Origin of the sequence: Clostridium sp. E02, from assembly GCF_003833015.1 — a bacterium.
In the GTDB taxonomy this organism is placed as follows: Bacteria; Bacillota; Clostridia; order Lachnospirales; family Lachnospiraceae; genus Lacrimispora.
In genome coordinates this window covers 56,783-81,255 of the sequence record NZ_RJLQ01000003.1, presented here as the reverse complement: position 1 = coordinate 81,255, position 24,473 = coordinate 56,783, and the positions used below count along the sequence as shown (strand labels likewise).

Genomic DNA, 24,473 nt, shown 5'->3' with positions numbered 1-24,473 from the left:
GTTAACTATGCAGATTGGGATTCGATTACATGATGTGGAACCAGGCACCATAGAGGAACGTGTAAAGATTGCGAAGGAACAGGGATTTTCTTGTGTACATCTGGCGCTTAACAAGACGGTGAAAGAGCATTCCGTTGATGATTCTGCTCTGACACCAGGATTTGCCTCCTATTTACGGAAGGTATTTGCACAAAATGATTTGGATATTGCGGTGTTAGGCTGTTATTTAAATTTAGCCCACCCAGATCCGGAAGAGATTAAAAAGATACAACACCGCTACGAGTCCCATCTTCGTTTTGCATCTATTTTAGGCTGTAGTGTGGTTGGAACTGAGACTGGCGCGCCCAATGCGGATTACAAATACGAACCTGCATGTCATACCGAAGAAGCATTGCAGACGTTTATTGCTAATTTTCGTCCAGTTGTGAAATGTGCAGAGCAGTTCGGTGTTATTATGGCCATTGAACCGGTATGGAACCATATTGTATACAATTCCAAGCAGGCAATAAAAGTGTTAGAAGCAATCAATTCTCCTAATTTAAGAATCATTCTTGATCCAGTGAATCTCTTATCTGTGGAAAACAGTGAGCACTATGATCAGGTGATTGGAGAGGCGATAAAGGATCTGGGTGCGTATACAGATGTTCTCCATATGAAAGATTTTGTGATAGAAGGCGATCGGGTCGTATCAAGTGCACCTGGAACCGGAGTTATGAAATATGATACCATTTTGAATTTTGCAAAGAAAGAAAAGCCTTATATTCAGATGACAATCGAGGATAGCACTCCGGATAATGCAGAGTGGTCAAGGGAATTTCTGGAAGATTATAAATTATAATTCATTCGAATCTTGTAGGGACAGAAGGGGCGAAAATCACATTGTATTGTGATTTTCGCCCCTTTGTGCTATTTCCTTATTTTAAACAGTCTTTCATAACTTCATAAGCCCCAGTTTCCTTGATCGCGGTAACATAATTGGTTACGGCTTCTAAAAATCCAGGGATGTTAGTTAAATCTTCGCCCCAGAAAGCCACATTCTTGCATACGGCCTGAGTCAGTGTTTTTACGTCATCATCTTTGTGATCATAGAAAAACTCTAATACCGCTTTATCGTCGTTGACGGTATATTCATCTCCAGCTGGGCGGGAAGCAGTGAGACCGCTGTCTGTCAACTTTGTTCCATGATAGAATGCAATATAGAAGGCAAAAGAGGCTGTGATGCATTTGGGAAGTGCCTTATTTTTCTCTACATATCCTTTCAAGGAAGGCATGACGCGGGCTTTCCATTTGGAAGTGGAATTAAGTGATATTGCTAATAATGCATGATCAATAAATGGATTTTTAAAGCGCTCGGTTACAGAAGCAGCAAAGCTTTTTAGTTCCTCTTCCGGAAGTGTTAAGGTAGGGATGATCTCATCGTATATGGTTTTGTTCATAAATCCACAGATTACTTCATCGTCCATACAATCCCGAACAATATCTTCTCCAGCAAGGTATGCTCCCAATACAAAGGAAGTATGCGCTCCGTTTAGGATGCGTACTTTTCTCTGTTTATACGGCTTGTGATTATCACAGATCATTACGGGCAGCCCTGCTTCTTCAAATGGCAGCTCTTTCTTTAAATGCTCGGGTCCTTCAATGACCCAAAAACCAAAGACTTCACCCGTGTCGATTAAATTATCCTGATACCCTAATTCTTCACAGATGGAAGCGGCTTCGTTCCTTGGATATCCTGTTACAATGCGGTCCACCAATGTAGAGCAGAAGATGTTTTCTGATTGGATCCAGTTTATAAATTCATCCCCTAAATCCCATTGTTTCGCATATTCCATGACACATTTTTCCAGTTCTTTTCCATTGTTATCGATGAGCTCACAGGAAAGTATGACAAATCCCTTTCCAGCTTCTTTTCCCAGTTTTTCAAACCTGCGATATAAAAACTGAGTTAATTTACCAGGGTAGCTCTCTGCAGGAATATCACTAAATTTGCAGGCAGGATCATATACAATACCGGCTTCGGTGGTGTTGCAGGCAATATAGCGAAGATCGGGATTTTCTGCACAAGAAAGAACCGCTTCATAATCCTCGTATGGATTTAGGCATCTGCTTACACAGGAGATAACACGTTTGGCATTGACTTTTTTGCCATGTTCAAATCCACGGAGAAAAAGAGTGTAGAGTCCTTCCTGTTCATTGATCTTATCGGCAAGTCCAGGTGCAATTGGCTGGCATAGAACTACTTTAGAGTTAAAACCCGTTTTTTCGTTTAGTACATCGATAAAATAGTCTACAAAGGCTCTTAAAAAATTCCCCTCGCCAAACTGTAATACACGTTCTGGAGCTTCTTTGAGTAAGTAGCCCTCGTACCCTTGCTTTTCTAGTGTTTCGTAACATAATTTTTCCATATTAATTCTCTCCTTCTCACCCGTTAAATTATAAGGTGACGCCTTTTTTAAAGATAGCCATATCGTGGAATCCAGCCTCTTCTGATTTGACTTTTTTGCCAGAAGCAGTTTCTACAACAAAATCAAAAAAATGGTTTTTCAGTGTATCCATATCCGTATCTTCTACTAAAACTCCGCAATTAAAATCGATCCAATTGCTTTTCTTTTCACTCAGCGCAGTGTTCGTAGAAATCTTCATGGTTGGTACTGGACAGGCAAATGGAGTTCCCCGGCCTGTGGTGAATAGTACAATGTGGGCACCAGATGCTGCAAGGGCAGTAGAGGCAACCAGATCATTCCCAGGTGCACTCAATAAATTTAATCCTTTCGTCTGCACCGATTCTCCATATTTTAATACATCCATAACTGGATAAGTTCCTGATTTTTGTACACAGCCTAAGGACTTGTCCTCTAATGTGGAAATTCCCCCTTTTTTATTGCCTGGGGATGGATTTTCATAAATCGTCTGGTTGTGACTGGTAAAATAATTCTTAAAATCATTGATTAGATCCACTGTTTTTTCAAATGTTTCTTCATTCTGGCATCGGTTCATAAGAAGCGTTTCTGCACCAAACATCTCTGGAACTTCGGTTAATATGGTGGTACCGCCTTTGGAAACAAGCAGATCAGAAAATGCGCCAACGGTTGGATTGGCTGTAATTCCAGATAAGCCGTCAGAACCGCCGCATTTCATACCAATGATCAGTTCGCTGCAACTAATTGGTTCTCTGTGAAAGGTTTTAACGTACTCGGCTAATTCGTCGATCAACTCAAGGGAATCAGAAATCTCGTCTTCGGACTCCTGTGCAACTAAAAATTTAATTCTTCGTTCATCGTAATCGCCGATGTAGCGTTTTAATTCAGTAATGTTGCTGTTCTCACATCCAAGTCCAAGGACCAGTACACCACCTGCGTTTGGATGATTGATTAGGTCAGCCAGTATGGTTCTTGTATATTCCTGATCATCGCCCATCTGGGAACAGCCGTATGGATGAGGGAATGCAGCTACCGCATCGATCGTCCCAGTTACATGTTTTTGGGAGGCACGTTCAATGGCAGTGGCAATTTTGTTGACACATCCTACGGTTGGTATGATCCATATTTCATTGCGGACGCCTACTTTCCCATTGGGTCTTCGGTATCCCTGGAAAAACCGTTCCTTTGTAGGGACTATTTCGATTTCCTGCTTATCATAAGAATAGGTTAGTAAGTCACCTAACCCTGTTTTTAAATTGTGAGTATGAATCCAGCCTCCGGCTGCGATGGAGTCTTTTGTGATTCCGATTGCACATCCATATTTTAGAACAGAGGAGCCAGCTGGGAGATCGGTAAGAGCAAATTTATGGCCTTGTGGGATTTCTTCCAGAAGAGTTATGGTTTTGCCATCAAGCAGTACCTCTGTGCCGGAAGCAAGTGGCTTTAAAGCAACAGCAACGTTATCGCTGGAATTAATTTTAATAAAATCCTGCATAAGTTCCTTTCCTTTCTTAGTACCAGTTTTGAATTTTGAAGAAGATGTAAGTACTTACATAAAACATACACTATTTTTTTTCCTTCGTCAATAGGGAAAGGGAAAAGAAAGCGCTTTTCTCTTAGTTATGGGGCTTGCATTCAAATGTAATTTTGCATACTAGTATTTAAATAAGGAATACTAGTTGCTTTATAGGTAAGAATCTTGTATAATAAACCCGAAAAAAGTGTAAGCGCTTACGCTTATCAGAATAGTTAAGATAACGGGAAATAAGGCAGGCACACAGGGTGGGATTGAAACGTTAGAAATTTAAACGAGGGAATACATTTAATATGTAAGAGGAACGACTAGAATGAATATATATGATATTGCAGAACTTGCAGGAGTATCCATCGCTACGGTGTCTCGAGTGGTGAACGACAGTCCCCGTGTAAGTGAAAAAACCAAGCAGAAAGTAAGAGCCGTTATGGAAGAGAATGGATACACTCCCAATGTATTTGCTAGAGGGCTGGGACTGGATTCCATGAAGACAATTGGGATTCTCTGTCCAGATGTGTCAGATGCTTATATGGCGACTGCAGTGGCACATTTGGAGAGCCGTATGCATGAATATGGTTATGATTGTATCTTATGCTGCAGTGGTTATGAACAGTCTGTGAAGGAAAAGTACGTGAGCCTGATTTTGGCAAAAAGAATTGATGCTTTGATCATGGTTGGTTCCACGTATGCTGGTATGGAAGAACGAGAGAGTGTTGTACAGTATGTATACGATGCAGCAAAACAGGTTCCTGTTTTTTTGATTAATGGATATTTGAACGGAGAAAATATCTATTGTGCATATGGGGATGATTTTCATGCAACATTTGATGTTACCTCTCAGATGATAGAGTCAGGGAGAAAAAGGATTCTGTTTCTTTGTGATTCCCATTCTTATAGTGCGACTCAAAAAATGGCGGGTTATGAAGCCGCATTGAAAGCCAATGGACTTCCGGTACTGGGAGATTTAAAGCTTTATGTGAAAAACAAGATCCATACGGTTCGGGATATTTTGCTGGAACGGAGAGATTTATCGTTTGACAGTGTAGTTGCGACAGATGATGGGCTTGCGGTAGGAGCAATCAAATATGCCAATTCAAAACTTTTAAATATACCGAAAGATCTTTGTATCACAGGTTTTAACAATTCTAACTTATCGGTGTGCAGCGATCCGGAACTTTCATCCATTGATAATAAGGTAGAGGAATTATGTAATATTACGGTTAATAATATGATGAAGATCTTACATGGGGGAAAAACTGAGGGAAACAAAGACTGTAAGATTGCCTGTAAGCTGGTAAAACGTTGTACTACAGATTTTTAATGTATTGTTATTTTTACCGGTGTATGCTACAATATAAAACCAGTAAAATAAGGAAAGAATTTTCGGTATTTATTCATAAGTTTGGGTAATGATAAGGAAGCATGTATGGAAAGAGTGGTGGATATAAAGTGGGACAAGAGGGAGAGAATGTGGTGCTTTGCGGTGCCAATTCGTACGAACAGAAATATTATTTTAACGAAGAGTTTAACAGTTTACCAGAACGTATTAAGCAAGAATTAAAAATCTTATGTGTGCTTTATACGGAAGATGTTGGCGGATCGCTGGTACTGGAATATAATGAGGATGGGACGCTTGAATTTAAAGTTTCGTCGGTGGAGGGTGACTATCTCTTTGATGAAATCGGAAGTGTGCTTAAAATCAAGCAATATCAGAATGAAAAAAAGGATTTATTGGAATCACTTGAAATGTTCTACCGGGTATTTTGCCTGGGAGAGAAACTAGAGGGCGGAGAGGAAGATACGTGAAGCTTAGAATTGGGAACATGACGTTTGATAACAATCTCATACTGGCGCCGATGGCAGGGGTTACAGACCTGCCATTTCGTTTTCTTTGCAGAGAACAAGGGTGCGGTATGGCAGTAACTGAGATGGTTAGTGCCAAAGCCATTTTATATAAAAACAAAAACACAAATGAATTATTAAAGGTTGCAGAAGGGGAAGGCCCAGTGGGCGTACAGCTTTTTGGCTCTGATCCAGAAATTATGGCGGAAATGGCTGCGTCGATTGAATCGGGTCCTTTTGCACTCATCGATGTAAACATGGGCTGTCCGGTTCCTAAGATTGTGAATAACGGGGAGGGATCGGCCCTTATGAAGGACATCAAATTGGCTGAGCGCATCCTTTCTGCTATGGTAAAAACCGTTAAAAAACCGGTCACGGTGAAGTTTAGAAAAGGATTTACAGAGGAAGACTGCAATGCAGTAGAGTTTGCTAAAATGGCGGAAAGCTGTGGAGTGGCGGCAGTTGCGGTCCACGGAAGGACCAGGGAACAGTATTATTCTGGAACGGCTGACTGGGATATCATAAGGCGTGTGAAGGAAGCGGTTCGTATTCCAGTGATCGGAAATGGCGATGTGTTCCAACCGGAGGATGCAAAAGCAATGATGGATAGAACGGGTTGTGATGGTGTGATGATTGCTCGCGGAGCCAAAGGAAATCCATGGATCTTTTCCAGAACTCTTCATTATCTGGAAACCGGAGAGGTGCTTCCCGCTCCAACAGGAAGAGAGATCGGGGAAATGATCCTTTTACACGGAAGTATGCAAATGGAGCATAAAGGTGAAGTGACAGCCATGCGAGAGATGCGAAAACATATGGCATGGTATACGGCTGGGCTGCCTCATTCTGCGAAGCTTAGGAACGATATTAACCAGGTGGAAACAGTGGACGAATTAAAGCAATTTGTAGAAGATAGAATTAGTGGATTGTAACTAGGAAAAAAGTGCTCTAATATTGACATTTTAAGATGTTTACGCTATAATATCTGGAATGCGAATGAGAGTTAAGAAACCAGGAGGAACCCAAAACCATGGTAGATAAGAAAAATATTTTAACCTATGAAGGTCTTAAGAGATATGAAGATGAACTACAGTTATTAAAGGTAGTAAAGAGAAAAGAAGTGGCCCAAAAGATTAAAGAGGCCAGAGAACAGGGCGATTTGTCGGAGAACGCAGAATACGATGCAGCCAAAGACGAGCAAAGAGACATTGAATTACGGATTGAAGAATTAGAAAAACTGCTTAAGAATGCAGAGGTTGTCGTTGAAGACGAGATCGATTTAGACAAGATTAACATTGGCTGTAAGGTGAAAGTTTTTGATATAGATGAAGAGGAAGAGATGGAATTTAAAATTGTTGGTTCCACGGAGGCGAACAGTCTTCAGAATAAAATTTCCAATGAATCACCGGTTGGTCAGGCTTTATTAGGCAAACAAGTGGGAGAAACAGTAAGTGTAGAGACTCAGCTTGGAGTGATTAAGTACAAAGTTCTGGAGATCCAGCGAGTGTCTTAACCACAATTTTTTTGGGCAAAGAGAAGTAAAACATTAACGAATTTTTAGAGATTAAGCGGTTCGAAGAGCTGAAAGGCGAAACGAACTTCTTTTATGTCGTTCACAAAGGAGTGTAAATAGGTGGCAGAAAACCAGAATCAAAATCAGAATCAAAAGCAGGGAAAGGTTGAGGATTTAAACCATTTGCTTAAAGTTCGTCGTGAGAAACTGGCAGAACTTCAGCAGGCAGGAAAAGATCCTTTTCAAGTAACGAAATTCGATGTTAACGTTCATAGCAGTGAGATCAAAGAGCAGTATGAAGAGTGGGAAGGGAAGGAAGTGTCTGTTGCAGGACGTCTGATGTCCAAACGTGTAATGGGGAAAGCTTCTTTTTGTAATATTCAGGATTTAAAAGGTACCATTCAGTCTTATGTAGCCAGAGACAGTATTGGTGAAGAGGAATACAAAGAATTTAAGAAGATGGATATTGGTGATATCGTTGGATTAAAAGGAAATGCGTTTACCACCAAAACTGGTGAGAAATCTATCCATGCAGAAAGTGTGACTCTCCTTTCAAAGAGTCTTCAGATTCTTCCTGAAAAATTCCACGGACTGACTAATACAGATCTTCGATACCGACAGAGATATGTGGATCTCATCATGAATCCTGAGGTACGTGATACATTTGTAAAACGATCACAGATTATCAAAGAGATCCGGAATCATCTGGATGCACAAGGGTTTATGGAGGTAGAAACACCGATGTTGGTTTCCAACGCAGGTGGTGCAGCGGCTAGACCGTTTGAAACTCATTACAATGCGCTTGATGAGGATGTTAAGCTACGGATTTCTCTGGAACTTTATTTAAAGAGATTGATTGTAGGCGGTCTGGAACGTGTTTATGAAATTGGACGTGTATTTCGTAACGAAGGGGTGGATACCCGTCATAACCCTGAGTTTACATTATTGGAATTATATCAGGCATATACAGATTATCACGGCATGATGGATCTGGTAGAGAATCTATTCCGTTCGGTTGCCATGCAGGTTCTTGGTACGGCAGTGATCTCTTATGATGGAGTGGAGATTGATTTATCCAAACCATTCGAGCGTATTTCTATGGTTGACGCTTTAAAGAAATATAAGGACATTGATTTTACGGTTATTCATACCGATGAAGAAGCAAAGGCTCTGGCTGACCAGTACCATGTTTCTTATGAAGAACACCATAAGAAGGGTGATATCTTAAGTCTGCTTTTTGAGGAGTTTGTAGAAGAACATCTGATTCAGCCTACGTTTATCATTGATCATCCCATTGAGATTTCACCGTTGACAAAGAAAAAGCCGGAAGATCCGGAATACACGGAACGGTTTGAGTTGTTTATTACCAAACGTGAGATGGCAAATGCATATTCTGAGTTAAATGATCCTTTGGATCAGATCGAACGGTTTAAAGCACAGGAAGCGTTACTTGCAGCAGGGGATGAGGAAGCCAATTCCATGGACGATGATTTTGTTAATGCTCTGATGATCGGTATGCCGCCTACAGGTGGAATCGGAATCGGAATTGATAGAATGGTGATGCTTCTTACAGATTCCTATGCAATCAGAGATGTTTTGTTGTTCCCGACGATGAAGTCCTTAGATAGGTAAAAACCTAATAAAATCAATAGTCTACGCAGGTTTTTTACTTGAATTTAAAGAGATTTACATCAAATATACATCAAATAGTTAATTTGATATAAGCCGGGATAAAGCTCTATACATCTATGTATGAAATATCAGTAATTGGTTTACACAATATAATATAGCAAAAGTGCTTTTATTATTTGGACATTTCTTTAACAAGAAGTGTCCTTTTTTTGTTTTCAAAATTTGAAAACAGGGAGGGTGATTAAAATGGATAAACTCGAAATAGCAAAAAAAGAAGCCCCCGCGGAGGAAGAATTCTCAGCTTTAGTTGATGAAAAAATCGGTGATATAGTGGAAATGATTTCAGAAAATGATTCGGACATAGTGGAAGGAATAGACAAAAATACAAAATGGGCTCCTGGTATTATATTAAATCCAGGTTTATGTCCTCACCCCCTTCGTTACAGTTTTATTTTACACTAAACAAACGATCTGTGAGAAGTCAGCAGAATCCTTATTTGGAAGAAGTTTCTATAAATTTAATAGAATGAAGGGGCGAATCGATGATGTGCCAGCTGTGTTTACCAACGCAGAATGAGCATATGGAAGGCTGGAATCATTAATAGCGTTATCTCGGTGAAGCTTTTGAATCAAAGAAATTATTGGAAAAAAATGGCCTCTTTCCGGGAATGAATTAGTTAAATAATTCATTTTCAGAAGGGAGTTTTTCTATGGAAATTACTTAAGAATAGTTATAGCAATTCATTGCAGACAACGAAAAGAATTAATAAATTTCTACGATATATCTTAATAAAATTAAAATATTAAAAAAATACGTTTTAAATACAATATTATTAACGATAATAATATGATTTCCGACAATAAAATTAAGATTTATTTATTTGATTTACACATTACGGAAATTATGGTATGGTAAATTTAAGCAAAAGATATTAAAAGAGGTGTGGCCTAACTAAAAATATTTAACGAGGAAGTGGTGATACAAATGGCTATGGGGTTATAAAGGTGTAAAAATAAATTGCAGTGTAATTACATTGTAAAAGTAAAGGATAAGAATATGAAAAAAAAAGTATATTTCTTTGCCTTCATCATTACATTTTTATTGATATTAATTTATAGATACAGTATTAATTATAAAGATAATAATGAAATAAATCAAAATAGGACTGAAAGCACTTTAGTTTTAAATGATTTTAATGGAGTAATTATGACGGTAGAAAGTGTAGTTGATACAAAAATTACAGTGCTTATTAATTATTCTGCTGATGATGAGGTAACGTTTGGTGAAGATTATATTCTTGAAGTAAAGAAAGGTAAAAAGTGGTATTCTTTACCGGCAAACGATGATATCATGTTTACTTCTATAGGGTATGCATTAAAAAAGGGAAGCGATTTCACGTGGTCTACTGATTTTGAGATATTATATGGTAAATTAGCTTCTGGTCATTATCGAATAATAAAAGGTTTTAGTACTGAATCACAACAGGGCAATCCTAAAGAATATTATATTAGTGCTGAATTTTCAATTTAATTATGTGCTTACGCCACACACCTTTTTAATATATATTTTTTAAAAATCATAATAAGGGGGAAGAATCAATGAAGTTAAAAAGAGCTTTTTTTGCAATATTATTAACACTTTCACTTGTATTTTCAGGTATAGCTATGGCTAGCACTTCTGAGAATGAGCAAGATCAAAGTAAGGCTGTTTTAGAATACTGGAAATTAATGGAATCATTTAATAATAAATCATTAGCTAAAATAGCAAGCGATAATTATCCGGATTTTTACGCAGGTGCTTATATAGGAGACGCAGGTGAATTGATTATATTAACGACAGATATAGATTACTCAAAAAGAAGTTTAGATATGGTTAATGCGTCATTTGTTCCAGCAGAGTATTCTCTCAATAAACTGGAGGGAATAAATAATACTATCATTAATTATATTGAAAATCATAAAAATGAAGATTGGCTATCGAATATTTCTGGATTTGGCATATTTGAAAAAGATAATAGAGTCGTAGTTTCATTTAAAAATTTAACAGATGATATGAAACAAAATTTTGAAAATAATATTATTAGGTCAGATGCTATAGTTTTTAATGAGAAAGAAATAATGCAAACACAGACCGCTGTATCATTAGGATCTAAAGCTTATTATCAAGACAGCTCGTATCAATACAATTTTAGTGTAGGCTTTAGAGCCCAGAGTGGCATGTATGGTAATGGTTATGTTACGTGTGGGCATGGAATGTCTGCGGGCAAAAGAGTTTATACTCCAGACGGAAACCCAGCTGGTACTATTAGCATGATTAGTTATGACAAAAATGTAGATGCAAGTTTTGTTAAATCAGAATCGCAAGCACCCGTACAAACAAAAACAGCCAGTGGAGTTAGTATTGTCGGAAACCATTATGTAGTTAGTTTTCCAACCGGAGCAAATGTAAAAAAAGAAGGATATAAAACCAACTTGACTACTGGAAAAATACTATCATCTGATTACACAAGTAGAACAGATGATGGTATGACAGTTAACCACACTGTTTTGGCAGATTATCGTTCAGCTAAGGGAGATAGTGGTGGCCTCGTATATATGGTAGTTAATGGGGATTCAATACCAGCAGGTATTCATCGGGGTGGAAATGGCAGCTCAGCAGTATTTTGTACGGTAAAAAGGGTTATTGATTCTTTAGATGTAATCCCATATTAATTACTATACGAAGAATGTTTTGGTCTGGGAATACAGTGGAAATACAAAGCTAGAAATATTAAATATTTTAGTAAATAACAACAATGGAATTATCTGACCAAGACGGAATGTTGCAGTATCCGATATACACAAATTAGTAATAATTAAAGGCGGGCCGGCTTTCTGGACCCGCCCAATCTATATGCTTTTATACTATATGAAATAAGAGGATGATGCCCTATGTCTAAAAACAAAGAACCAAGACCACGCCGTACGTTTTCACCTGAATTAAAACAACAAATCGTTGATCTCTATCGAGGTGGCAAAAGAAAATGCGATATTATCAGAGAATATGATATTGCAAGCTCACTCCTTGATAAATGGATCGCCCAGGCTAATAACAGTGGTTCCTTTAAAGAAAAAGATAACCGTTCTACAGAAGATACCGAACTGCTTAGGCTTCGCAAGGAAATCCAGAAGCTTAAGATGGAGAACGATATTTTACACCAAAGGCGGGCAGAGCCAAGCAAGCAGCGCTGATCTTAGGACGAAAGTAAATGTGATCAAGGCAAATGCCCACAAATACTCTGTTTTTGTGACAGCGATTCCGTCACCATTGTTTGTTGTAACATCTTATAAGTCAAACGGCAAGCCTAATGCATGTTTGCAGTCTTGGGCCTGCTTCAATGGAGATGGAGAAGGTTTTTATGCAATTTTATCCAATGTAAACAAAGAGGGACACCTATATCAGACGGTAAAAGAAAATGGGGAAGTTGTATTGAATTTCCCTTCTGGCGATATCTATCAGCTGTGCTTAGATACTATTAGCAATAACAGCTTAAATGATGATGAAATTAGTCTTTCAGGACTTACATCAGAACCCGCTTCTACAGTGAAAGCACCACGTATCAAAGAATGTTTTCTTTCTCTTGAAAGTCGTTATTTATGGGAACGAGAGATCAAAGAAGGGAGCAGTCACGTTCTTATGTGTTTTGAGGTGACAAATATTTGTATTGATGAAACGTATTTAGATGAGGCGACACATGGGCGCTACGGGGAGAACGGATATCTTTATAATATTCATTATCCTGTTAATCCTGAAACCTTTACGGGAAACTCCCGTGATTATATAGCCGTATTACAAAAATTTAGAGATATGGGTGAGTATTAGTAAAACTCCAAATGAATTCTCAGGCACAAAAATACATAAGCTAGCGTAAAGTTTTATTCGGATAATGGAAAATAAATAAAAAGAGATCGGCTAGAAGATCCACACAAAATCCGGCATAAAATGTTGCGACAATAATTTATTTATGGGATATACTTTGTTTGAAGGGAGGGAGATTCTTGGATTTATTATCGCGAATGAGCTTGGTGATAACGTATGTGGAAGATAACCTTACAAGCGAGATTGATCAGGAAGAGCTGGCTAAAATAGCTGGTTGTTCAATTTACAATTTATATAGAATGTTTTCATTTATAACCGATATTTCACTTACAGAGTATATTCGTAGAAGAAGGTTGACTCTGGCAGCAATCGAACTGCAAGATAAGGATATTAAGGTGATTGATTTATCATTAAAGTATGGTTATGATTCACCTGTTTCATTTTCACGTGCATTTCAGGCGCTCCACGGGATTACGCCAACCAAAGCACGTACCGATGGAGTGACGTTAAAAGCATACCCAAGGATTTCTTTCCAAATTTCAATCAAAGGAGAGAAAGAAATGGATTATCGTATTGAAAGTAAGGACGCATTTCAAGTTTTTGGCTGCGAGGGTGTATTTAAAACAGATGGAAGCGGTATGAATGCAGATATTCTACATGATAATGCTGTGCATCACAGTAATCCGCATGAGCTCTGGAACAGAAATCATGCAAACGGTGCATATGAAAAACTTGTGGCTGATGCGGGTAATTTGCCATCATTCGTCAGTCCTGGATTATGTAAGGTACATGGAGTATGTGATTATAAACAAACAGAACCTGGTACATTTGCATATATGCAGTGTGCATTCAAAGGGGAAAATAGTAACACTGACGGTTACACGGTTGCAAATATTCCAGCACATACATGGGTTATAATTCCATCTGAAAAATTCAAATGGGACAAAGTTGTCGAAGTCGTCAATAAGCTTAATAAACGTTTTTTTTCGGAATGGCTTCCTACTGCCGAATACGAACAAGCAAACGGTATAAATTTTGAGGTATACGGTGGTAACTCTGATTTGGGATATGTTGAACTGTGGTATGCTGTAAAGAAAAAGATATAATAAATATGAATAGGCTATTCTCCAGTGTAGGGTAGCCTATTGTATAAACCAAATAGCAATGACGCTGTTCTTGATTTTAATACATTGATTAGGAGTATTCGTATGTCTAAGATATTTAAGAATGTTGATTGTATCGATCTTTATGTAGTCGGTTATGTAGCATGCAAGTATTGAAACATCGATGGATATTTATGTGGAAGTTACCGACAAAATTTTATGGTACCGAGATAGGGCATCCTAGCTCTAGATAAGCTAACACCCAAAGTATTCCCTAAAACAAGACCTTCAAATGCAAATGAAATAGCAGGCGCTACAAATGACTTCATTTCATATTTTGAAGCCTATAAATAAGAATTGGTAAAGAATGAAACCTAGATGGAAGAGGAGTGGCTTTAAGTAGAACTAGCGAAGTGAAAAATTTTTATAGACTTTTAGTACTTAAAAAGGACAAAGAGAAAGCTATATATATATTATCCAAATTTCATTAAAGTGTTCCAGAGGTGTGAATATAGATGTGCGTGTTAGTTTAGTATAAATATATAAAAAATTATGTAAAAGACAGATACTTTAAAAAAAGGGGCTGGGGAATGATGTGAATTAAAGTTAGACTTTATGGCGAGGTGGATTTTTCCACTTCGCCTTTTTCTTTATGCTACAAAGAGGCTGAGTCTGTATACTACAGGGCTCCTCCATAATCTATTTGATAAAAATATCAAAATCAGTTATAGTAAAAAAAACAGTAAAATGGAGATGGTAGAAAATGGTGGATTTAAGCAAACTGACAGCTGGAAGGAACTTAACAGAGGTGGAGAACAGTGTTCTCCGTTATATGATAGATCATATGGATTCCATGCTTAAGATGGGAGTCCGCGGTGTTGCAAAGGAGAACTTCACTTCTACTTCGACAATTATGCGTTTGACAAAAAAACTGGGGTATAATGGATTTGTGGACATGTATTATAAGCTTCTTCCCCTTGTGAATCGTGCAAATGATAATGTAAATACGGACATGCAGTTTATTAACAGCTTCTGCAGCAATTCACTTTTAAAATATAATTCCTATGAGGATATCCGGGAATTTGCCAGGCGAATCGGCCATATGGGGGCCGGTTATGTATTCTTGTATGCGACGGGATTTTCCGCCATTCCTGTAGAATACTTAACGAAAAAGCTGTTGGTACTTGGCATCAAATGTATTTATTCCAATGGAATGGATTCCATCGGAGTTTTTGAAAACAATCTGGAAAATATGGAAATGTTTATTGCAGTCTCACGGTCAGGAGAAACAAATTGGGTGGTAGACCGCGTGAAGACAGCCATGGAGAACGGTATATATACCGTATCCTTTACGAATGAAGCCGAAAATCGGGTCAGTTCCATGACGGATATGCAGTTCCGGATTGAGGATAGCAATCAGTTAGATGACAGGAACATGATGGCGAATACATTTTTCCCTAACGTGATTATGTTTATGGAGTTATTGATCTATGAATACCATAGAGTGCTTCAAAACATGGATAAAATAGAAGGATAAAGGAATAAGGTCCTGAATGCCCCTTTGACAGGCGGCATCCAGGGCTTTTTTGTTACATGTTACAACCTGGGATAACAGGTTACTATTCCGGGTTAAAGTATGTACAACAGGCAGTCGCATAGATATAATACAGGTATGAATTTCACGTGGAATGATAAAATACAGCAAATGAATCATGATATTGGAGGAAAAGAGAATGAAGGATAAAGTGATGGATCAGTTGCAGCGCTTTTCGAAGGCCATGTTTATACCGGTATTGATCCTGCCCATAGCAGGAATACTGATCGCCGTCGGCAACCTGTTTACAAATGCCAAATTACTAGAGTTATTACCATTTCTGGATAATCCAGTAACCAAGGGCTTTGGCAGCATCCTGTCTGGTTCCCTGGTTGCTATCTTAAATAACTTAGGTCTGATCTTCTGTGTGGGGCTTGGGGCTGGCCTCGCCAATAAGAAGAAGTCCGAAGCTGCGTTTACGTCTCTTTTGGGATTCCTGGTGTTCATCAATGCCATGAACAAATTTATGAATCTGACTGGAATTATGTATACGGGTGAATCATTAAGGGGAACTGGTCAGGCCATGGTACTGGGCATTCAGATTTTGGATATGGGGGTATTTTTGGGAATTATTCTGGGAATTATCACCGCAGTTGTTCATAATAAATTCTGTGAAATTGAGTTTCAAAATGCCTTTCAGATTTATGGCGGTTCCAGATTTGTATTTATTGTTCTGATTCCCGTAGCAGTTCTCATGGCGGTAGTTCTTACTTATGTATGGCCTTTTGTACAGATCGGAATTACCGGTCTTGGCGTTTTTATTAACCATTCTGGGAATTTCGGGATCTTTATGTACGGAGCACTGGAGCGCCTGCTCATACCTACCGGTCTTCATCACCTCGTTTATACTCCATTTTTGTATACCTCGTTAGGGGGTGTTCAAACAATAGGAGGACAGGTATTTGAAGGAGCCAGAAATATTTACTATGCGGAAATAGCCGATCCGTCTATCGGAGTGTTGTCGTCCTCCGTCATCTGGGATGCAAGAGGTATTTCCAAGATGTTCGGTTTGATTGGTGCCTGCCTTGCCATGTATCACACAGCAAGACCGGAAAAACGGAACATAATAAAAGCAATCTTGATTCCAGCTGCGTTTACGTCCTTTATCGCAGGTGTAACAGAACCAATAGAATTTTCTTTTATGTTTGTAGCTCCAGTTCTTTTTGCCGTTCATGCGGGGTTAAGCGGGCTTAGTATGGTTGTATTAAATATTTTAAATGTACGTGCAATCGGACCCAATGGCTTTTTGGATTTTCTGCTTTATAACGTGCCCTTGGGAATTCACAAGACCGGATGGCCAATGTATATTTTGACAGGTCTCGGATTTTTCGTAATCTATTATGTCGTGTTCCGTGTACTGATCACGAAACTGAATTTAAAAACTTTGGGACGTGAGGATGAAGGAATGGATATGAAGCTTCATACGAAAGCGGAATACAAAGAAAAAAAATCACGGAAGGATCCAAAAGAGGACAGTGAATTGAGTGGAACCCAGATCGTGGAAGCTCTGGGCGGCGCAAAGAACATTGTAAAAGTAGATAACTGCTATACCCGTCTTCGCCTGATCCTTGCAAATCCTGATCTGATCGACGAAGATGTACTGAAAAATAAAACTGGTGCTAATGCAGTGGTCAAAAAGGGAAGCAATGTACAGGTAGTATATGGGCTTAAGGTCAGTGCTGCAAGAAAGGCAGTTGATAAGGAATTGGGGAAAACAGAAAATAGCTGATGGAAAAAATAAGGAGGAAAACAAGAATGAAAAAGTTTTCGATTGTAATAGCCGGAGGTGGAAGTACCTATACACCCGGAATTGTGATGATGCTGATGGATAACCTAGACCGATTCCCGATCCGTTCTTTGAAGCTTTATGATAATGACGGAGAGCGTCAGGAGATTATAGCAAAGGCTCTGGAAATTGTGATGAAGAAAAAAACACCAGATGTAGAATTTCGTTACACGACGGATCCAGAAGAAGCTTTTACGGATGTGGATTTCTGTATGGCACATATCCGTGTGGGGAAATATGCCATGAGAGAGCTGGATGAAAAGATACCCATGAAATATCATGTGGTGGGGCAAGAAACATGCGGCCCCGGTGGCATTGCTTATGGGATGAGAAGCATTGGCGGAATGATGGAACTGATTGATTTTATGGAAACCTATTCTCCGGACTGTTGGATGTTAAATTATTCCAATCCGGCGTCTATTGTGGCGGAAGCCTGCCGTGTATTAAAGCCCCATTCCAAAATCATTAATATCTGTGATATGCCGGTGGGAACCAAGCGCCGTATGAGCTATATTGTTGGTAGAGATCCCAAGGATATGGAAGTAAAGTATTTTGGCTTAAATCACTTTGGTTGGTGGACCAGCGTGAAGGCGAAGGATGGCACCGACTTAATGCCCGAGCTTTTGGATTATGTATCTAGGAATGGTTATCTGACAGATAAATCGGTGGAGACCCAGCATATGGATGAAAGCTGGCAGCAAACGCATAAAAAAGCAGCGGATTTATTAAAGCTGGACCCCAATTTTTTACCAAATACTTATTTAAAATATTACCTTTACCCGGATTATGTGGTTGAGCATACCAATCCGGATCATACCAGAGCCAATGAGGTAATCGAAGGCAGAGAAAAGGAGGTGTTCGGTGCAGCAAGAACCATTATCCAGGCAGGAAATGCAAATGGAGGAGAATTCAACATTGACAACCATGCTTCCTTTATTGTGGACTTAGCCTGTGCCATTGCTTTTAATACAAAGGAAGAGATGCTTTGCATTGTGGAAAATAAAGGCGCTATTTCTAATTTTGACGCAACCGCTATGGTGGAAGTGCCCTGCCTGGTTGGAAACAGCGGCCCGGAACCCCTGTGCCAAGGGAATATTCCTACGTTTGAAAAAGGCTTGATGGAAGAGCAACTGGCAGTGGAGCGGCTTGTTGTAGAGGCCTGGGTAGAGGGAAGCTATCTGAAGCTGTGGCAGGCCCTGACCTTGTCTAAGACCGTGCCGAGCGCAGCTGTGGCAAAACAGATTTTAGATGATTTCATTGATGTCAATAAGGAATATTGGCCTCAATTAACGTAAAAAATGGAAACGAAGGGTACTCCAAAGATATATATGATCTTTGAAATACCCTTTTTACGTGATTGGATTAACGTAATATATAAGACAAATAGGAAGGGAGAGTTGTTATGATTAGTCAGGATATACGAAAACTGGCTCCAGAAATGGATCCGCTTCGAATGGGGATGGGCTGGAAGGTGGAAGACCTTTCAAAAATGCAGATTATGGTGGAAAGCACCTTCGGGGACAGCCATCCAGGAAGTGCCCACTTACTGGGACTGGTAGAAAAGGCTGTAGACGGAGTGAGGGAGAAAGGCGGGAAAGCGGCAAGGTATTTTACAACAGATATTTGTGATGGAATGGCACAGGGTCATGATGGCATTAATTATTCTCTGGCTTCCCGGGATATGATCTGCAATATGATTGAAATTCATGCAAATGCAACGCCGTTTGACGGGGGAGTGTTTATTTCAAGCTGCGATAAAGCAGTGCCGGCTCATTTAATGGCAATTGGACGGGTCAATATGCCTTCCATACTAGTTACTGGCGGTGTAATGGATGCCGGACCGGATCTTCTTACGCTGGAACAGATCGGAAAATACAGTGCAATGTGTCAAAGAGGAGAACTGGCTCCTGAAAAGCTGGAATATTATAAGCAGCATGCCTGTCCATCTTGCGGAGCCTGTTCATTTATGGGAACAGCCTCCACCATGCAGGTCATGGGAGAAGCGCTTGGTCTTATGCTCCCTGGAACCGCTCTTATGCCGGCAACCTGCCCAGATTTAAAGGATGTGGCAGCGAGGGCGGGTCATCAGATTATAGAGATAGGAAAGAAGGGGATAAAGCCAAGAGATCTGGTTACTATGGAATCCTTTGAAAATGCAATTATGGTGCATGCCGCAATATCTGGATCAACCAATTCCCTCATACATCTTCCGGCTATTGCCCATGAATTCGGTTTGGAAATCGATTCTGACATGTTTGACAGACTGCACAGAGGAGCCCATTATCTTTTGAATATCCGCCCTGCGGGTAAGTGGCCCGCTCAGTACTTTTATTATGCAGGAGGGGTACCACGGATCATGGAAGAAATCAAATCGATGCTTCATTTAGATGCCATGACAGTTACAGGGATGACCTTGGGTCAAAATTTGGAAACCCTAAAACAGAATGGATTCTATGATAAATGTGAGGAATACTGCCAAAAAGCCGGAGTAGTGAAAGAAGATATCATCCGGCCGTTTCATAGAGCCATCGGAACAGATGGGGCAATTGCTGTTCTAAAAGGAAATCTTGCGCCAGAAGGTGCAGTTATTAAGCATACTGCATGTCCGAAAGAGATGTTTCAGGCTGAATTGAATGCACGCCCATTTGACAGCGAGGAAGAGGCGATTGATGCAGTTTTAAAACATCATGTACAGCCTGGAGATGCCGTGTTGATCAGATACGAAGGTCCAAAAGGAAGTGGAATGCCAGAAATGTTCTATACGTCTGAAGCAATTTCATCCGATAAAGAACTTGGACGTACCATTGCCTTGATTACGGATGGGCGTTTTTCTGGGGCGTCCACAGGACCCTCAATCGGGCATGTCTCGCCGGAAGCGGCAGAAGGGGGACCCATCGCATTGGTAGAGGAAGGAGATATTATTAAAATAGATATCCCGAACCGCATTCTTGCAATTGTCGGGGTGAAGGGAAAGAGAAAAACAGAGGAAGAGATGGAGAAGATTCTTAAAGAACGTCGAGGGAAATGGAAACCGAGACCGTCAAAATATTCTACCGGGGTCATGAAGCTTTTTAGTGAACGTGCAGTGTCTCCGATGAAGGGAGGATACATGAAGTAAGCTTCCACTCCTATTAATTGTTTCAAATTCGATTCTTGGTTTTATTCCAATCGGCAGCAGAGTAGACTATATAAGATCGGTATTTATTTTTCTGGGAACCTTTTTTTCTGGGAAATTACGCTGGCAACGAGCCAAACGAACAAGTTAAAATATATTATTTGAGGGAGGAAAAAGAAGTGAGAGAAAAAAGCTGGGCCATTCCTGTTACCATTGATGGAAGCCGGATTGATGAGGTAAATACCTTTGGAGGATTTGGTTGCGTTACCTGCAATAACACCTCCAGGCTGCTTATGGATTACAAGGCTTGCCAGGAGGATAAGTATTGGGAAATGTTGAAGCTTCTGTTTGATAAGGAAGAAGGAGCGGGATTGAATCACGTGAAGATCGAGATGGGAGCGGATGTGAACTCCTCATCGGGAACCGAGCCTGCCACCATGCGGTCTCCCCATGAGGTGCCAAATGTAAAAAGAGGGGCTGGGTTTCACTTTGCAGCAGATGCGAAATCCATTAATCCTGATATTACTGTGGAAATCCTCCGATGGGGGGAGCCAAAGTGGACCCAGGAGGGAATCGGAAACGAAGCGTATGATAATCCGAAATATGAAGCCAGGTACCAGTGGTACCGAAGAACGATTGATGCAGTTTATAAGAATTATGGCTATAAGATTACAGAAGTGAGCCCAGGACAGAATGAACGAAGAAAAGACGATGCCGATAATTTTGCATGGATCAAATACTGTGCCAGACGGTTTGAAGAAGATGGGGAAAATGGGATCAATGCCTTTGATTACAGAGAGATCAGGCTCGTTGCAACAGATTTATATCGGGGCATGGGCACCACGGTAGATAGACTGATGAAGGATACCCAATTGAGGGATATGGTGGATGTGATCTCCGACCATTATCAGATATGGCTGGGAAGTGCGGATCTGTCCAAGCTCAATCAGGAATATGGGAAAGAGGTCTGGTACGGAGAGTCTACGGCTCCCATGATCAATGCTTATTACCGTGCCAATGTAGATCCGGACCGGGGAGGGATCGGCGGTTCTGCAGGCATTATTGCCATGGCAGAACGATTGATTGCCGCATATGCCTATAAAAATCAGGCTGGATATACCAGTCATATGACCAAGTTGTTGTTTCAGCCAGCCATTGGGGCATTTTATGAAGGAAGTACCTATAGCCCGAAGCAGCTGATTGGGGCATTTGACCCTTGGTCTGGTTATTATGAGGCAGACGGCGGAATTCAGATGGTGCAGCATTTCATGCAGTTTACGGGCAGAGGCTGGAAATACCTTCCGGATGCCTGTTTTTCCGATGGTTCTACCGGAGACGGAGACATCATGGCAGACACCTCCACCGATACCCGTCTTGCTGTAAAGGATCCGAAAACGGATGACTATACGGTTGTATTTGCAAACAATACAATGTCAGAAAGAAAGTACCAGCTGACATTAAAAAATATGAAGACAGTTAAAAACCCTTATAATATATGGGAGACAAGAGGACCGGATGACGGAGAGACCTTTGATTCCAACTGGCTTAAAAAGATAGAAGATCATGCTGTTCCTCACGACAATGGGGATGGGACCTCGGCCATTGAGCTCTCTGTGAAGCCGTACTCCATTGTAACAGTGACAAGTCTGGTTGATCGTGGAACCGGTTATAGAAGCGGTCAGAATGATACCGGTGTGGAGCGATCGGTTCTTAAACTCCCTTACTGCGATCATTTTGATTATGAGGCTTCCTTTGTAGAGGAAAGAGGGGGAACTCCGTTATTTACCACGGATATAGAGGGAGCCTTTGAGGTTCAGAAATCAGAAGATATCGGATACGTATTGATGCAGATGATCAATGGGGATAACCGGCCCTATAGCTGGAATCCGTGGGGGAGCGGAAGCGATGAAAGCAGCCAGACCACAAACAGTCCGTGGACGGTACTGGGAGATCACCGGTGGGCCAATTACACGGCAGGAATTGACGTGAAGTTTGATACAGAGGGAAACGGCTATGGAAAAAATTTTGCTATTATCGGAGCGCGTGAGGTGGTTCATTCAAGCGGTGCGGCTTACCGGGCTAAAATCTATGTAGACGGAAAATGGGAATTGCTTCGTTTTGGTGCCGTGAAAAAAGCCGGAAAGCTTGATAACTTTGATCCTTCACGCTGGCACAAGCTTGGGATAAAGGCAGATGAGAATGTTATCACCATGTATGCAGACGGAGAAGAAGCCGGAAGCTTTATGGATAAAGAAAGTCCGGTTATGACGGGCCGTATAACACTGACGAGTGGATTCTGGAATACCTGTTTTGATAATCTGGAGGTTATGCCAATCGAGGGAAAAGCAGCCTTTGCTTCGTCCAAACTGGATGATACATCTCCTCTAATTTCCTGGCAGGGAAGTGTAAAACATAACATTGGTCAGAGCTTTGCTTATTATAACCGGAGTTATACATCTATGCCGGCGGGAAGCAGCATGGAATTTACAATCCCAAAAGGAAGCGGATTTGATGTGTTCGGAAAATCAGGGTCAGCCGGAATTAAGGTGACAGTGGATGGGCAGAGCGTCGATGTGGAATCCCTTAAGAGTGGAGATAGGGAAACTTCTTACTGGAATGAAGGGTTGACAGACGGACAGCACAGTGTGAAGATCCAGGTGACCAAGGGAACCTGGCAGGTAGATGGAATCAACCTGTTTACTGGTCTGTATGACAGCTGCCACGCTTGATCGATGATGTGAAGCTCAATAATCTTTCATATTCGTTGAAAATATTCCGGTATGGGAATATAATAAGACAATATATGTTGTAGCTTTTATAGAGGGTGGATTATGTACAAAACACTTCAGTATTAGATGTACAATAGGTAACAGAAGACGTAAGATAAGGCGGGGATGAAGAAAGATGGATCCATTTGATTTTGAGAAAATCGGATATCAATTAAATATAGATGGCAAATACTACAACAGACTTGATATAGATGGATTCTCTCTTATGATGAAAAATCCGTCATACTGTTATAAGTTCTATTGGCTTGAGGCAATCGTTCATATGATTTCAGAAGATGTAAAAGAGACTAGCTTCAATGAAATCATTGATGAGATGATTGCAAATGCATGGTATACGGTTTTAGAATTTCATATTCATCTTAGTGGTATGATTGAAGGTCAGGTTAAAGATGGATTGGAAAGAGCTGTAATAACGTTACATGAGTTAAGTCAACTTCCGGCAAATGCTTCAAAGGTTGAAATCAAAAATAGGATAAAAGAATATGACGAAGAACTTACACTTTATAAAGAACAGTTAACCCACATGGTCCCGTATCGGGCGCTTTCAGGATTTTTCGATAAATGTCAGGAACGAGCAGAGTGGGCTAGTGATCGAAGAATGGTTGCCTATATTGAAAGGATCAATCAGATAACATTACTGCCATATACACTTGGAACAGGAAGTTTACTTAAGAAGGAAGTCTTTTTAAATGAATCATGGATAAAGATGATACAGGATAATACAGTAACCATTCTTGGATGGATTCAATATGAAAAGGTTAAGTGGCTTCAGAACAATAATCCCGAAGTTCCCGGACTTATATATAAACTTGCGAAAATGAATGAAAAAATGCGTAAACTAAACAGCGTTAGAAAGCTATGGAAAGTAGTTATGGATAATCAGTCTATCGTTGATGTATTTAAAAATTCACCTATTGTAAAAGGTAATTATGATGTGGATCATTTTATTCCATGGTCCTTTGTAATGAACGATGAATTATGGAATTTAATGCCAATGGATTCCACGCTAAATTCATCAAAAAGTAATAAGCTTCCAAAATGGAATCCGTTTTTTAAGCGATTTGCAAGTAACCAGTTCATTATGTATGGTATGATTCATGATGATAGGATGCCAGAGATTAGAAAAAAGTATGAGGCTTGTTACCGGGATAATTTACATTCCATATGGGCAAATCAGGAACTCTATAGAAAAGGAAATTCAAAAGAGGAATTTTATAATATATTGGAGAAAAACATGCAGCCGGTCTATGATTCGGCAAGAAGACAAGGGTACCAAATTTGGTAAAAGG

General features: G+C 40.0%; 19 protein-coding genes and 1 pseudogene. 18 read left to right on the top strand and 2 right to left on the bottom strand.

Annotation, left to right across the window (positions count from 1 at the left end):
• The first annotated feature begins 7 nt into the window (after positions 1-7).
• The gene (locus EFT72_RS02750) at positions 8-838 is read left to right on the top strand and encodes a sugar phosphate isomerase/epimerase family protein (protein ID WP_124065375.1); all 831 of its coding nucleotides are present in this window, start codon (positions 8-10) and stop codon (positions 836-838) included.
• Positions 839-914: 76 nt separating this feature from the next.
• Here EFT72_RS02750 and EFT72_RS02745 read toward each other — a convergent pair whose 3' ends face one another.
• Together EFT72_RS02745 and EFT72_RS02740 are read right to left on the bottom strand one after the other, a co-directional pair.
• Positions 915-2,405: a tagaturonate reductase gene (locus tag EFT72_RS02745; RefSeq protein ID WP_124065374.1), complete on the bottom strand. Its 1,491-nt coding sequence runs from the start codon at positions 2,403-2,405 to the stop codon at positions 915-917.
• A gap of 28 nt (positions 2,406-2,433) precedes the next feature.
• Positions 2,434-3,915, bottom strand: coding sequence for an altronate dehydratase family protein (locus tag EFT72_RS02740; RefSeq protein WP_124065373.1), 1,482 nt, complete (start codon positions 3,913-3,915; stop codon positions 2,434-2,436).
• Positions 3,916-4,267: 352 nt separating this feature from the next.
• On the opposite strand from EFT72_RS02740, the gene EFT72_RS02735 reads away from it, so the two are divergent.
• From EFT72_RS02735 to EFT72_RS19435, 17 genes and pseudogenes are all read left to right on the top strand, one after another.
• Entirely contained in the window at positions 4,268-5,275 is a 1,008-nt protein-coding gene (locus EFT72_RS02735) for a LacI family DNA-binding transcriptional regulator (RefSeq protein ID WP_124065372.1), read from the top strand.
• Between the two features lie 101 nt (positions 5,276-5,376).
• Complete coding sequence (locus tag EFT72_RS02730) at positions 5,377-5,760, top strand: DUF6145 family protein (protein ID WP_124065371.1); 384 nt, start codon at positions 5,377-5,379, stop codon at positions 5,758-5,760.
• Positions 5,757-6,725, top strand: coding sequence for a tRNA dihydrouridine synthase DusB (gene dusB, locus EFT72_RS02725; protein WP_124065370.1), 969 nt, complete (start codon positions 5,757-5,759; stop codon positions 6,723-6,725). Before EFT72_RS02730 ends, dusB begins: the two co-directional genes overlap by 4 nt.
• Before the next feature lie 98 nt (positions 6,726-6,823).
• Positions 6,824-7,306: a transcription elongation factor GreA gene (gene greA / locus EFT72_RS02720; protein WP_124065369.1), complete on the top strand. Its 483-nt coding sequence runs from the start codon at positions 6,824-6,826 to the stop codon at positions 7,304-7,306.
• A 120-nt stretch (positions 7,307-7,426) separates the two neighbouring features.
• Positions 7,427-8,938, top strand: coding sequence for a lysine--tRNA ligase (gene lysS / locus EFT72_RS02715; protein WP_124065367.1), 1,512 nt, complete (start codon positions 7,427-7,429; stop codon positions 8,936-8,938).
• 246 nt (positions 8,939-9,184) lie between these two features.
• Positions 9,185-9,400 carry a hypothetical protein gene (locus EFT72_RS02710; protein WP_124065365.1) on the top strand — a complete coding sequence of 72 codons (216 nt, stop codon included), beginning with the start codon at positions 9,185-9,187 and terminating at the stop codon, positions 9,398-9,400.
• 595 nt (positions 9,401-9,995) lie between these two features.
• The gene (locus EFT72_RS02705) at positions 9,996-10,469 is read left to right on the top strand and encodes an immunoglobulin-like domain-containing protein (RefSeq protein ID WP_124065363.1); all 474 of its coding nucleotides are present in this window, start codon (positions 9,996-9,998) and stop codon (positions 10,467-10,469) included.
• Positions 10,470-10,537: 68 nt separating this feature from the next.
• Complete coding sequence (locus tag EFT72_RS02700; protein ID WP_124065361.1) at positions 10,538-11,650, top strand: hypothetical protein; 1,113 nt, start codon at positions 10,538-10,540, stop codon at positions 11,648-11,650.
• A gap of 219 nt (positions 11,651-11,869) precedes the next feature.
• A pseudogene (locus EFT72_RS02695) lies at positions 11,870-12,218 on the top strand (transposase); the annotation flags it as partial.
• Positions 12,192-12,800, top strand: coding sequence for a flavin reductase (locus EFT72_RS02690; RefSeq protein WP_243109931.1), 609 nt, complete (start codon positions 12,192-12,194; stop codon positions 12,798-12,800). The pseudogene EFT72_RS02695 and the gene EFT72_RS02690, both read left to right, overlap by 27 nt.
• A 215-nt stretch (positions 12,801-13,015) precedes the next feature.
• On the top strand, positions 13,016-13,903 hold the full coding sequence (locus EFT72_RS02685; protein WP_243109923.1) for an effector binding domain-containing protein: 888 nt from the start codon (positions 13,016-13,018) through the stop codon (positions 13,901-13,903).
• Positions 13,904-14,666: 763 nt separating this feature from the next.
• A complete protein-coding gene (locus EFT72_RS02680; RefSeq protein WP_164473060.1) occupies positions 14,667-15,437 on the top strand; it encodes a MurR/RpiR family transcriptional regulator in 771 nt (256 codons plus the stop codon).
• Between the two features lie 196 nt (positions 15,438-15,633).
• The gene (locus EFT72_RS02675; RefSeq protein ID WP_124065353.1) at positions 15,634-17,223 is read left to right on the top strand and encodes a PTS transporter subunit EIIC; all 1,590 of its coding nucleotides are present in this window, start codon (positions 15,634-15,636) and stop codon (positions 17,221-17,223) included.
• Between the two features lie 26 nt (positions 17,224-17,249).
• On the top strand, positions 17,250-18,575 hold the full coding sequence (locus tag EFT72_RS02670) for a 6-phospho-alpha-glucosidase (RefSeq protein ID WP_124065352.1): 1,326 nt from the start codon (positions 17,250-17,252) through the stop codon (positions 18,573-18,575).
• 107 nt (positions 18,576-18,682) lie between these two features.
• Positions 18,683-20,398 (top strand): dihydroxy-acid dehydratase, encoded by a 1,716-nt coding sequence (gene ilvD, locus EFT72_RS02665; RefSeq protein WP_124065349.1) that lies wholly within the window; start codon positions 18,683-18,685, stop codon positions 20,396-20,398.
• A 176-nt stretch (positions 20,399-20,574) separates the two neighbouring features.
• A complete protein-coding gene (locus tag EFT72_RS02660; protein WP_164473052.1) occupies positions 20,575-23,124 on the top strand; it encodes a hypothetical protein in 2,550 nt (849 codons plus the stop codon).
• A gap of 175 nt (positions 23,125-23,299) precedes the next feature.
• A complete protein-coding gene (locus EFT72_RS19435) occupies positions 23,300-24,469 on the top strand; it encodes an HNH endonuclease domain-containing protein (protein ID WP_206426595.1) in 1,170 nt (389 codons plus the stop codon).
• Positions 24,470-24,473: the final 4 nt, after the last annotated feature.